Below are 12394 nucleotides of genomic sequence, written 5' to 3'. Positions count from 1 at the left end.
TGCGGGGCCGGTGAAAACACTATATGAAAAACAATTCAGGCTTTCCGTGAGGCATTGGTATCGGCGTGTAACGGATTGTACAAAGCGGCGTAAAGGAAGAGAAAAGGGCGGCCGCATCGGCCGCCGCGCAGTTTACTCAGAGAGATAACGTTGTTCAAGGTGCTGACGGAAATAGTGCGGATTCAGCGCTTCGCCGGTGGCATTGATCAGCAGCTGCTGCGTTGGGAAACGGCTGCCGTGCTGCCAGATGTTCTGCTGTAACCAGTCAAACACTGGCTGCAACTCACCTTGCTGGATCAGCGTCTCAACCTGCGGAATGGCACGCTTCACCGCCTGGAACAGCTGGGCTGCATACATCGCACCCAAGGTGTAGGTGGGGAAATAGCCAAACGCACCGTCGGTCCAGTGAATATCCTGCATGCAGCCATCGCGATAATTACCGCGCGTATCAATGCCCAACGATTGCTGCATCTTCTCGTCCCACAGCGCCGGGATATCTTCAACTTCAATCTCGCCTTCAATCAGCGCGCGCTCGATCTCGTAACGTAAAATCACGTGCGCCGGATAACTCAGTTCGTCAGCGTCGACACGAATAAAGCCCGGCTTCACGCGCTGCGCCTGACGGATAAAGTTGTTTAGCGCCAGCGCAGGCTGATCGCCCATCAGCGCCACCACCTGCGGATGGATATGTTGCAGGAAGGCTTCACTGCGCCCCAGCTGCATCTCCATAAATAGGCTTTGCGACTCATGAATCGCGGTAGAACGCGCCTGCGCCACCGGCTGACCGCGCCACTGTTTTGGCAAATTCTGCTCGTAGCGCGCATGGCCGGTTTCATGGATCACGCCCATCATGGCGCTAAGGAAGTCGTTCTCGTTGTAACGCGTGGTAATGCGCACATCTTCCGGCACGCCGCCGCAGAACGGATGCGCACTCACATCTAAACGGCCGTGATTGAAATCGAAGCCCAGCGTTTTCATCACGCTCAGGCCGAGCTGTTTCTGCGATTCGATAGCGAACGGACCCACCGGCTGCGCGATCGGGGTTTGCTGCTGCTTCGCCACTGCTCTTTGTAGCAGGTCGGGCAACCAGCTTTTCAGATCGCCAAAGGTTTGATCCAGCTGCGCGCTGGTCATGCCAGGCTCAAACACATCCAGCAGCGCGTCGTAGCGCGATACGCCGAGTGCATCGGCACGCAGCTGCGCCTCTTGACGACTCAGCTTGACCACTTCTTTCAGATTGGCGGAGAAACCTTGCCAGTCGTTCGCCGGACGCTGCTGACGCCAGGCGTGTTCACAGCGCGAACCGGCCAGCGACTTGGCTTCCACCAGTGAGGCGGGCAGCAGCGTCGCTTGCTGCCAGGCGCGCTGCATCTCGCTCAGGTTAACCTGCTCGACATCATTCAATGATTCCTGCTGCGCGGCATCAAACAGCCCGCCGAGGCGTTTATCGGTCAGCACTTCGTGCATGAACACGCTCAGTTCGGCCATCGCTTCACCGCGCGCCTGGCTGCCGCCCGGCGGCATGGTGGTTTGCATATCGACACCGGCAATGGCGCCTAAATGGCCAAAGCGGGAGAGACGCTGAAAAGTGCGGCTAAGTTCTTGATAAGCTGAAGTCACGTAAAAAGCTCCTTATGACGGTAAGCGTGGCGCAATGTCCCGCAAGGGTAGATCAACCGGCCAGCAAAAGCGAACGCTGGCGCCGCCAAGCGGGCTGCTCTCAATCGAGACATTTCCCTGCATGGCCAGCGCAATGGAGTGCACGATCGCCAGACCCAAACCACAACCGCCGGTGGCGCGATCGCGGCTCGGATCGAGGCGTACAAAAGGTTCGAACACGCGGGCGCGCTCTTCCTGTGGAATGCCCGGACCGTCGTCTTCCACCTGCAAACAGCCCAGCGCGCCATCAAACCATAAGCTGACGCGCAGGCGCTGTTGCGCATAGCGCAGGGCGTTATTCACCAGATTATCCAGCACACGCTCCATAAGGCGCGTATCAGCGCTGCCGACGTTCTCCAGCTGCGGGATATCCAGCGCAATCTGCGTCTGCGGATTCATGGTTTGCACGTCTTCAATATGTACACGTAGCCATTGCGCCAGATCGAAGGATTGCAGATGAAGATCAACGCGCGGACGATCGAGGCGCGCATACGTCAGCAACTCCTCAATCAAACTCTCCAGCTGGCCCACATCGCGGTTCAGCGCGGCGGATTCCGTGGCGGTGAGGTTATCGCTCATCTCCAGCCGGTAGCGCAGTCGTACCAGCGGCGTACGCAACTCGTGTGCGATGCCGTCAATCAGCTGTTTCTTACTGGCAACCAGCGTGTTGATGTTCTCCGCCATCTGATTAAACGCCACGCCAAGACTGTGCAGGCTGGAGGTGCTTTCAAAATGGGTGCGCACGTCGAGTTCGCCACGGCCAAAACGCTGCGCGGCTTTCTCCAGCCGCTGCATCTCTTGCCAGTGCGGACGCAGCCAGATAAACACCGGCAGCGCAAGCGACATCCCGATAAATGCCAGCAGCGCGATATCCAGAATGCGCATCTGATGCAGATAGAAAAGATACGGAATCGGGCCAACGGAAAGCACATAGTGGCTGCGCGGAATATGCTGTAAGAAGGTGTACTGATCGTCAATCGCCACGATTTCCCCGGCGCGCAGGCGCTTCATGTCTGCATCACCCAACTGATATTTGCTCATCGGCTCAATATTCAGATCAAACGACAGGTCAAGATCGAGGCTGCGAATGGTTTTGCTCCAGTCGCGCGGTGGGATCTCACGCAGTTCGCTGCGCATCAAAAAAAGCGAGCTGGCCATCAAGTCGTTCATCGACTGACGTCCGGCGCGTTCGGCGGTAAATTTGTACACCAGCCCAACCAGCAGCGTCATCACCAGAAAACAGACGAACAGCAGCAAATAGAACTGAATAAAGAGCTTTCTCATGCGGAACGGGTATCCCAGGCCTGCGGCGCGAACAGATAGCCTTTGTTACGGATGGTTTTAATGCGGAATGGCTCGGTGGCGCTGTCGTAGAGTTTTTTGCGTAAGCGAGAAATCGCCACGTCGATGCTGCGATCCATGCCATCGTAGGTCACGCCGCGCAGGGTTTTCAGCAGCGCATCGCGATTGAGGATCTGTCCGGCGTGATTCGCCAGTTCCCACAGCAGATCGAAATCGGCGGTGGATAGCACAATATTCTCCTCAAACAGCGTCACCTGGCGATTGAGCGAGTCGATGGTCAGGGAACCAAAACGCAGCACGCGTTGTGAGCTTTGTAGGGCGGGCGTCACTTCCGGCTGACCGGCATGCGCCTGACGCAGATGCAAACGCAGGCGCGCCAGCAACACAGCCGGCGGCGTGGTTTTGAGGATGTAATCGTTAGCGCCCATCTCCAGCGACAGAATGTGGTTCATGTCGCTATCGAGCGAGGTGAGCAGCACAATCGGACCTTGCCAGCTGGCACGTAGATCGCGGCACAGTGTCATGCCATCTTTGCCGGGTAACATGATATCCAGCATCACTAAATCGGGATCGTGCAGGGCGATGGTGGCTTCGGCGCGGTCACCGCGCGTTTCAACAATAACTTCAATATCGTGGCGGCCAAGATAAGCGGCGATCAGTTCGCCTACTTCTGGCTCATCTTCCACATAGACGATTTTGTTCATAATTCACTGTGACGGATGAGAATCTCAGCAGCATAGCTTTTCCTGGTCCTGAGCTCTACGCTATCGCACGAAATATCCCTGCGTGACTGGTATGTATACCGTGAAATGTGCCATCATTAGCGGCGCGTTGTCGCGCAAGGTTCGGAACCGTAACGAAAAACAGGAGGAGTGCGAGAGTGTCTGATAAAGAGCTGGCTTCAGCCGGATACAGTGATCGCATCTGCTTCAATTACAGTGATTTTCTCTCCGCTTCCTGCAAAAAACGCTGGAGTTTTGTCGATGCCATTTATGGCGTGATGCCTATTTTTGGCATGGTGACGCGTAAATCGGCGCACAATCTTCAGGCCAGCGACGACCATCTGAAAGAATTAGCATTACAAATCATTTCAACACAGGTGAGCGACGAGATTAATATCGCGCGTTTGATCACCCTGGCCGAACAACAACACATCAGCCGCTTTGATATTCAGCTGCCGTATCCGCTGTCAACCGAGCAGCTTGACGCTATTCATCAGGAATACCGTAAGCCGCTCAACTTGTCACAGCAGGATGACCTGCTGTGCGTTTCCATTCCGGTTCAGCCGCACTAATTCGTTAGCTGCCACAACGCGGGCAGTGACGCCGCAATCAACAACACAATCGCGATGCGCTCCAGCTGTGACAACATTTTGTCGCCACGGCCGCCGCGTCGTGCGTACAGAAACAGCAGCAATCCGGGCGCATAGAGCACGACTGAAAGCAGCAAATGCAAAGGACCCGACGCATACAGCAGCCAAATGCCATACGCGCTGGCACCGACGCCGGTAAACATCGCCCAGGGTTTGTTCTGCCCGCGTACTACCTTAATCAGATACAGACCCACCAGCAGATAGGGCACCAAAATCATTTCTGAAGCGATGGTCAGCAGCGTGTTGTAATCCGCGCCGGTTAGGGCGATCAAAATCAGGCAAACCTGTACGCTGCCGTTGGTCAGCCATAACGACGCCGAAGGGGAGTTGTGGCGGTTCTGACGCGCGATGCTGCGCGGGAAGGCACCTTGTTGTGCGGCGAGGAACGGCACTTCAGCGGCCATAATCGTCCAGCTCAGATAAGCGCCGCACACCGAAATAATCAATCCGACCGCAATCACCGCATCGCCCCAATGACCGAGCAAATGCTTCATCAAACCCGCCATAGAAGGGTTGCGCATCTGCGCCAGCTCGGCACGCGGAATCACGCCTAACGACAGCAGCGTAACCAGCAAGTAGACCAGCAGCGCGGCCAGCACCGCCATCAGCGTGGCGCGTCCGACATCCTGTTTATTACGCGCACGCGCAGAAACCACCACCGCGCCTTCCACACCAATAAATACCCACAAGGTGATCAGCATGGTTTGCTTCACCTGCTGCCACAGCGGCTGACCGAGTTCCACGCCGCTGAAATCAAAGCGGAAGCGATCGTAGTTGAATGCCAGCAGCGCCAGCACCACAAACAGCAACAGCGGCACCAGTTTTCCCATGGTCGCCAGCAGATTAATGCTGGCCGCAGTTTGCACGCCGCGCAGCACCAGACAATGCACCAGCCACAGCAGCACCGACGCGCCGAGCATCGCCTGCCACGTATTGCCATCACCAAACACCACGCGATCCGGCGTGTCGGTAAAGAAACTCAGCGCCGAGAAGACAATCACCAGATACGAGACGTTGGCAATGACCGCACACAGCCAATATCCCCACGCCGAGCAGAAGCCCATCAGCTCGCCAAATCCGGCGCGCGCATAGGTAAAGATGCCGCCATCCAACTCCGGCTTCAGCCGCGTCAGCAACAGCATGGCGAGCGACAGGAAGATGATGCCAACGCCGGTGATGAGCCAGCCGATCAGCAGCGCCGCCGGGCCGGCAACCGCTGCCATATTTTGCGGCAGGCTGAACACGCCAGCGCCCAGCATAGAGCTGAGTACCAACGCGGTGAGCGCACTAAGACCTAATTTTTTATCCAAAACGCCCATCCTAAACAGCAGAGTATGCTGGGTGGTGACGATTCCGCTGGAGTGTCGCGTGGCAATGAGCCAACTTTGAAACGGAATCCCCTAAAAACAGGCGGCAGATTTTACGGAGTGCAAACGGGGAAGGCAATGCAAGACTATGCAAATCTGCGCACAGATTATGCAGTTAGTATCAGGGAGATTTTGAAAAGGGCGACGGACGCCGCCCTTAATCGCTATTACTTGAACAGATCGGCGGTGACGGTCAGGTTGCCGCCGCTCTGGTTCTGCCATTGACGCGTGATGTGGTAGTACTTAGCGCCTTTTTCCACTGCGCGTTTGCCAACCGCTTCCGAGATTTCGGTTGGGGTACCAAAGTGATCGGAGAAGGTGATGGTGTCAAACGGCTGCATCTGCGCAGCAGTAATCGCATTCACTTCCTGCACGCTACGGCCATCGGCAGTTTTCACCGTGTAACGTTGGCCGGTTGAGCTTTGCGTTTCGAAGAAACGACCAACGTTGCGGCTTGGGGTATCCGAAGAGGCCACGCCAGGAATGGCCACTTTAGTGGCGGCGGTGCCACCTGCGGCCAATGCTGCTTTACCGGCTTCAGAATCTGCTGGGATTGAATCAGAGGTGTTCTGTACTTTACGTTCTGGCGCATCAGCCTTGTAAACATACGCGGTCACATACTGGTTGCCGCCGTTGTTCGCATCAACCTGACGCACGATAAAGAACGATGCCGCACCTTTATTTTTGGCTGCCTTGGCAATCGCTTCATTAACATCTGGCTGGCTGGAGAAGAAGCCATTTACCGATACGGTGTCATACGGCTCAAGGCGATAGGCTTCTGCTTTCGGCAGCTCTTTCACGCCTGAGAAGGTGCGATATTTAGTGGAGTCATCCGCTTTCGGTGCGTTGGCTTTATACAAATCAGCCGTTACGCGCCAGTTACCGCCGTTGCCGTTGCTATCATTAATACCCTGAACATAGAAAGAGTCAGCGCCTTTGGCATCGGCTTGTTTGGAGATGGCATCAGTTGCATCGCCAATCGCATTGAAACGGCCGCTGATATTAATACGTTCGAATGGTTTCAACGCGGCCGCTTGCTCTGGCGTTAACTCTTTAGCAGCAAACGCATTCGCTGCCAGCAGTGATAACAAGGTTGACGCCAGAATGGTGTTCTTCAGCTTCATAAAAATGATCCTTCGCCTTACGCAAAATGAGTACGAAAACGTGCTGGACTCTTGATGTATAACAGATTAGCCGCTGATTATTGCATGTAATAATCGGCCTGTCTCAGCCAATTTAAGCGCATAACATTGACAATCTCTGCCGTTTATTCATCGACCTGTCATTGACTTCTGTTACGGCTCTTTTTTGCACAGATAACCACTTATTCTGGTAACACTTAGTGCCATAATAGTTAACGCATTGTTAATTAAAGGTTTTTAAAAACACTTAATTCGACATGAAACGATTTTGCGCAGCACAATATTTTTTAATAAACACCAAATGCAGTGGCAAAACATGGCATTCAATCTTTGTGTCTGAATATTTGTGTGAATGTCATAAGTGGGCATTATCGCTGTGGATCACTCTTCATATTTTCAGTAGGTTATAAAGACTTTGTTACATTGTGCATTTTGCTCATAAAAAGCTGAAACACTGTTTCGGCTTTTGAGCTTTTTGCCACTTACAGAACCTCATCCTTTAATTGTTGAAAGGAAACAGTATGTTAATTGGGATACCCAAAGAACGGTTAGCCAATGAGTCGCGCGTGGCCGCCACGCCAAAGACCGTTGAGCAACTGATCAAGCTGGGATTTAGCGTCACCGTTGAACAGAGCGCAGGACTTCGCGCCAGCTTTGATGATGAAAGCTTTATCGCCGTCGGCGCCACTATTACTAACACTCACGATGTGTGGCAATCGGACATCGTTTTGAAAGTGAATGCGCCGGACGATCAGGAGATTGAACTGACGCGCGCCGGTAGCACGCTGGTGAGCTTTATCTGGCCTGCGCAGAATCCCGCGCTGTTAGAAAAGCTGGCTGCACGCAACGTCACCGTGATGGCGATGGATTCGGTGCCGCGTATTTCTCGTGCGCAGGCGCTGGATGCGTTGAGCTCAATGGCGAACATTGCGGGTTATCGCGCCATCGTTGAAGCCGCTCATGAATTCGGCCGCTTCTTCACCGGTCAAATCACCGCTGCCGGTAAAGTGCCGCCAGCCAAAGTGATGGTGATCGGTGCGGGCGTCGCGGGATTAGCGGCCATCGGCGCGGCAGGCAGTTTAGGTGCCATCGTGCGTGCTTTCGATACGCGTCCTGAAGTGAAAGAGCAGGTGCAGAGTATGGGCGCCGAGTTCCTTGAGCTGGACTTTGAAGAGGAAGCGGGCAGCGGCGATGGTTATGCCAAAGTGATGTCTGAAGCCTTTATTAAGGCAGAGATGGAGCTGTTTGCCGCGCAGGCGAAAGAAGTGGACATTATCGTCACCACCGCGTTGATTCCTGGCCGTCCGGCCCCGAAGCTGATTACTGCCGAGATGGTTGCCAGCATGAAACCAGGCAGCGTAATCGTCGATCTGGCTGCGCAAACCGGCGGTAACTGCGAATTGACGCTGGCCGATCAGGTGACCTTAACCCCTAACGGCGTGAAGATTATCGGTTACACCGATTTGCCAAGTCGCCTGCCAACGCAATCCTCACAGCTTTACGGCACCAACCTTGTCAACCTGCTGAAACTGCTGTGTAAAGAGAAAAACGGCGAAATTACCGTGGATTTCGACGACGTGGTGGTGCGCGGGGTGACGGTGATTCGTGATGGCGAAGTGACATGGCCAGCGCCGCCGATTCAGGTTTCAGCCGCGCCGAAAGCGCAACCCGCCGCACAGCCGCTGCCGAAGGCAGAAGCCAAACCGGTTTCACCATGGCGCAAGTATCTGCTGCTGGCGCTGGCGGTGGTGCTGTTTGCCTGCCTGGCCAACGTCGCGCCGCCGGACTTCCTGTCACACTTCACCGTGTTCGCGCTCTCTTGCGTGGTCGGCTATTACGTGGTGTGGAACGTGAGTCACGCATTGCACACGCCGTTGATGGCCGTCACCAACGCCATTTCCGGCATTATTGTGGTGGGTGCGGTGCTGCAGATGGGCCACGGCGGTTGGGTCACGATTCTGTCGTTTATCGCCGTACTGATCGCCAGCATCAATATCTTCGGTGGTTTCACCGTCACCCAGCGCATGCTGAAAATGTTTCGTAAGAATTAAGGGGTAGCAACATGTCTGGCGGATTAGTTACTGCAGCATATATTGTTGCCGCGATTCTGTTTATTTGCAGCCTTGCCGGTCTCTCTAAACACGAGACCTCAAAGCAGGGTAATATTTTTGGTATGAGCGGCATGGCGATTGCGCTGCTCGCCACCATTTTTGGCCCGAACACCGGGAACATTGCCTGGATTCTGCTGGCGATGGTGATCGGCGGTGCGATTGGTTTGCGTCTGGCGAAAAAAGTCGAAATGACCGAAATGCCGGAACTGGTTGCCATTCTGCACAGCTTCGTGGGTTTGGCGGCGGTGTTGGTGGGCTTCAACAGCTATATCGATCATGCGCCAGGCCTCGCGCCGGTGATGGAAAATATCCATCTGACAGAAGTGTTCCTCGGCATATTCATCGGTGCGGTGACCTTTACTGGTTCACTGGTGGCGTTTGGCAAACTGCGCGGCAAGATCTCCTCATCAGCGCTGATGCTGCCACATCGTCATAAAATGAACCTCGCGGCGTTGGTGGTTTCCTTCCTGCTGATGCTGTGGTTCGTACAAACTGATAGCACCGGTGCGCAGGTGTTTGCGCTGCTGCTGATGACCGTCATTGCGCTGGTGTTTGGCTGGCATCTGGTGGCGTCAATTGGCGGCGCGGATATGCCGGTTGTGGTCTCGATGCTGAACTCTTACTCCGGTTGGGCGGCGGCGGCGGCAGGCTTCATGCTGAGCAATGATTTGCTGATCGTTACCGGTGCGCTGGTCGGTTCCTCGGGTGCCATCCTCTCTTACATCATGTGTAAAGCGATGAACCGCTCCTTTATTAGCGTGATCGCCGGTGGTTTTGGTACCGATGTAAGCGTGGGCGGCGAAAGCGATGAAGTGGGCGAGCACCGTGAAATTACGGCGGAAGAGACGGCAGAAATGCTGAAAGCCTCTTCTTCTGTAGTGATCACGCCGGGTTATGGCATGGCGGTGGCGCAGGCGCAGTATCCGGTAGCGGAGATTACCGAAAAGCTGCGCGCGCGCGGTATCAAAGTTCGCTTTGGTATTCACCCGGTTGCCGGTCGTTTGCCGGGTCACATGAACGTACTGCTGGCGGAAGCGAAAGTGCCTTACGATGTGGTGCTGGAAATGGACGAGATTAACGATGACTTCAGCGATACCGATACCGTTTTGGTGATTGGCGCGAATGACACCGTTAACCCAGCCGCACTGGAAGATCCGCGCAGTCCAATCGCTGGCATGCCGGTGCTGGAAGTGTGGAAAGCGCAGAACGTGATTGTATTTAAACGCTCGATGAGCACCGGATATGCGGGTGTCCAGAATCCGCTGTTCTTTAAAGACAATACGCAGATGCTGTTTGGCGATGCAAAAGCGAGCGTGGAAGGCATTCTGCGCGCGCTGTAAAAAAGCAGGGCGGTGATGTGATTCACCGCCCTGAGTAGAAATAAGTAGGGCGGCCATGGCGAGCCGCCCTTTTTTTAATCAATCGTCTTCATCTTCTTCGTCATCGTGATCAATCGGCGATTTGAAATCGTCTGGCTTGATCGCCAGCAAATCACAACGCAGATGATCAATCACCTGTTCCGCGGTGTTACCCAGGAACGCGGCTGACAAACCGGTACGGCCAATGGTGCCGAGCACCACAATGCCGGCGTCCAGATGCGAGGCAATATCCGGAATCACTTCCTCGGGCAAACCTTTCGCCACGTGGGTGAACTCTTCACTGATGGAGAATTTTTGACGCAGCGCTTTCATCGCCACTAAATGCTGGCCGCGAATCGCGTCGTTGTAAACGCTGGGATCAAAGTCGGGCAGTTCGATAGCAATATTGATCGGGGTGATGGGGTAAGCGCCGACCAAATGCACTTCGGTGTGATTCACCATCTCGGCAAGCAGCGTGGTTTCACGAATTAGCTTCTGATTCAGCTCATCATGATGCGGCTCTTCGCTGGCTAAGTTGACCGCTACCACCGCTTTGCCGCCTTCAGGCCACGCCTGATCTTTCACCATCCATACCGGACATGGACATTTACGCAGCAGATGCCAATCCGTCGGGGTGAAGATGACCGCTTCGAGGCGATCGTGCTGGTGCGCCATTTTCAGCACTAAATCATGCTGATGTGCCAGAATTTCCTGGATGATGGCTTCATACGGACGGTTATGCCAAACCACTTTGATTTCAATTTCAACGCCAGCCTCAATATATGCCTGGGCCTGTTGGCGGATCCATTCGGTACGTTGGCTGATTACCCCTTTGCGCATATTGGAGCGCTCGTCGGGCGACAGCAGCGTGGTCATTTCATATGAGAAGTCGTAAATAGGCAGGAAAGCTTTGATTTTTCCGCCGATTCGTTGATTGAGATAAACCGCACGACGCAGCGCGGGCTGATCGTCCTGCTGGGCATCAATAGCCACCAGAATATTTTGGTACCGGGACATAAGCCGATCTCCTAAAACCAAAGCAAGTTGGGTTAAAGATAGCCTAAGTTTGGACAGGGCAGAAGCGGAAAAGTTGTTGCCGGATCAATAAAATAACTTTTATTAACCCGGCACAGAATCACGCGGCCTGTTCGGTCTGGCCAGCTAATTCTGCCAGCAGAGCGTGGTTCTCAATGGTGATATATTTGCCTTTTACGGCCAGCATGCCACTTTTCTGGAAGCGACCCAGCAGACGACTGATGGTTTCTACGGTTAGTCCCAGATAGTTACCAATGTCGCCACGCGTCATGGTCAAACGGAATTCACGCTGTGAGAAGCCGCGCTGACCGAAACGACGCGACAGATTCCAGACAAATGCCGCCAAACGCTCTTCGGCATTTTTCTTCGACAGCAGCAGAATCATATCCTGATCGCCTTTGATTTCACCGCTCATCAAACGCATCATCTGCTGACGCAGCGCCGGCATTTTACCGGAGAGGTCGTCAAGCGTTTCAAACGGGATTTCGCACACCATCGCGGTTTCCAGCGCTTGCGCAAAGCTTGGATGTTTGGCACCAACAATGGCGTCAAAACCCACCAAATCGCCTGCCAAATGGAAGCCAGTAATTTGCTCGTCGCCTTGTTCAGTGATGGTGTAGCTTTTGATAGTGCCGGAGCGGATAGCGTAGAGAGATTTCAGTTCATCACCGGCTTTGAACAGCGTCTGGCCTTTCTGAATCGGCTTTTTGCGCTCAATGATGTTATCCAGCTGATCCAGTTCGTGCTCGTTCAGCGTGAAGGGAATACACAATTGGCTGATACTGCAATCCTGACAATGGATGGCACAACCGCCAGACTGAATACGTCGAATGCTGCGTTTTTCCTGGATCATATAGTTACGCTCGATGATTATTGACTGCGGTCAATTTTAACATTTTTCTTAGCGAAGGGAACTCATCCGAGCAGTAAATGTCCTTAAAACCCCACAAATGTCAGGTATTACGCGGTTTGCGCTGGTCTGACTGAAGCGCATTTATTGATCTGGAACGTTTTGTTGCCAGGTTTACAGCTATAGCGCGCTTAATAC

General features: G+C 54.1%; 10 protein-coding genes. 3 read left to right on the top strand and 7 right to left on the bottom strand.

Going from position 1 to position 12394, the window contains the following annotated elements; translation table 11 throughout:
• Positions 1-132 precede the first annotated feature (132 nt).
• Genes PO881_RS10005 through rstA form a run of 3 tightly spaced genes read right to left on the bottom strand, consistent with a single transcriptional unit; the run spans position 133 to position 3665 of the window.
• Positions 133-1620, bottom strand: coding sequence for a carboxypeptidase M32 (locus PO881_RS10005; RefSeq protein ID WP_192411785.1), 1488 nt, complete (start codon positions 1618-1620; stop codon positions 133-135).
• A 12-nt stretch (positions 1621-1632) separates the two neighbouring features.
• A complete protein-coding gene (gene rstB, locus PO881_RS10000; RefSeq protein WP_137385849.1) occupies positions 1633-2943 on the bottom strand; it encodes a two-component system sensor histidine kinase RstB in 1311 nt (436 codons plus the stop codon).
• Positions 2940-3665 (bottom strand): two-component system response regulator RstA, encoded by a 726-nt coding sequence (gene rstA, locus PO881_RS09995; protein ID WP_101764317.1) that lies wholly within the window; start codon positions 3663-3665, stop codon positions 2940-2942. Before rstA ends, rstB begins: the two co-directional genes overlap by 4 nt.
• 176 nt (positions 3666-3841) lie before the next feature.
• Here rstA and PO881_RS09990 point away from each other — a divergent pair, with 176 nt between their 5' ends.
• Positions 3842-4255, top strand: coding sequence for a hypothetical protein (locus PO881_RS09990; protein ID WP_222182189.1), 414 nt, complete (start codon positions 3842-3844; stop codon positions 4253-4255).
• Here PO881_RS09990 and PO881_RS09985 read toward each other — a convergent pair.
• On the bottom strand, positions 4252-5643 hold the full coding sequence (locus tag PO881_RS09985; RefSeq protein ID WP_280171725.1) for an amino acid permease: 1392 nt from the start codon (positions 5641-5643) through the stop codon (positions 4252-4254). The two genes, PO881_RS09990 and PO881_RS09985, sit on opposite strands and share 4 nt — an antisense overlap.
• Positions 5644-5867: 224 nt before the next feature.
• A complete protein-coding gene (gene ydgH, locus PO881_RS09980; protein WP_101764318.1) occupies positions 5868-6824 on the bottom strand; it encodes a DUF1471 family protein YdgH in 957 nt (318 codons plus the stop codon).
• Between the two features lie 539 nt (positions 6825-7363).
• Here ydgH and pntA point away from each other — a divergent pair.
• Both pntA and pntB read left to right on the top strand, forming a co-directional pair.
• Positions 7364-8893, top strand: coding sequence for a Re/Si-specific NAD(P)(+) transhydrogenase subunit alpha (gene pntA / locus PO881_RS09975; protein WP_280171724.1), 1530 nt, complete (start codon positions 7364-7366; stop codon positions 8891-8893).
• An 11-nt stretch (positions 8894-8904) separates the two neighbouring features.
• Positions 8905-10293, top strand: a complete 1389-nt coding sequence (gene pntB, locus PO881_RS09970; protein ID WP_280171723.1) for a Re/Si-specific NAD(P)(+) transhydrogenase subunit beta — start codon at positions 8905-8907, stop codon at positions 10291-10293.
• A 78-nt stretch (positions 10294-10371) separates the two neighbouring features.
• On the opposite strand, the gene uspE is transcribed toward pntB, so the two are convergent.
• Together uspE and PO881_RS09960 are read right to left on the bottom strand one after the other, a co-directional pair.
• A complete protein-coding gene (uspE, locus tag PO881_RS09965; protein ID WP_101764321.1) occupies positions 10372-11328 on the bottom strand; it encodes a universal stress protein UspE in 957 nt (318 codons plus the stop codon).
• Between the two features lie 118 nt (positions 11329-11446).
• The gene (locus PO881_RS09960) at positions 11447-12199 is read right to left on the bottom strand and encodes an FNR family transcription factor (protein ID WP_008106391.1); all 753 of its coding nucleotides are present in this window, start codon (positions 12197-12199) and stop codon (positions 11447-11449) included.
• Positions 12200-12394: the final 195 nt, after the last annotated feature.

The sequence above is a fragment of the Pantoea sp. SS70 genome, assembly GCF_029866845.1.
Taxonomy (GTDB): domain Bacteria; phylum Pseudomonadota; class Gammaproteobacteria; order Enterobacterales; family Enterobacteriaceae; genus Pantoea; species Pantoea leporis.
This window is presented reverse-complemented; position numbering and strand designations above follow the sequence as displayed.

Excerpts from the sequence above, each read along its gene's own strand:
- rstB (WP_137385849.1), bottom strand. The coding sequence starts at position 2,943 with ATGAGAAAGCTCTTTATTCAGTTCTATTTGCTGCTGTTCGTCTGTTTT.
- rstA (WP_101764317.1), bottom strand. The coding sequence starts at position 3,665 with ATGAACAAAATCGTCTATGTGGAAGATGAGCCAGAAGTAGGCGAACTG.
- ydgH (WP_101764318.1), bottom strand. The coding sequence starts at position 6,824 with ATGAAGCTGAAGAACACCATTCTGGCGTCAACCTTGTTATCACTGCTG.
- pntA (WP_280171724.1), top strand. The coding sequence starts at position 7,364 with ATGTTAATTGGGATACCCAAAGAACGGTTAGCCAATGAGTCGCGCGTG.
- pntB (WP_280171723.1), top strand. The coding sequence starts at position 8,905 with ATGTCTGGCGGATTAGTTACTGCAGCATATATTGTTGCCGCGATTCTG.
- uspE (WP_101764321.1), bottom strand. The coding sequence starts at position 11,328 with ATGTCCCGGTACCAAAATATTCTGGTGGCTATTGATGCCCAGCAGGAC.
- PO881_RS09960 (WP_008106391.1), bottom strand. The coding sequence starts at position 12,199 with ATGATCCAGGAAAAACGCAGCATTCGACGTATTCAGTCTGGCGGTTGT.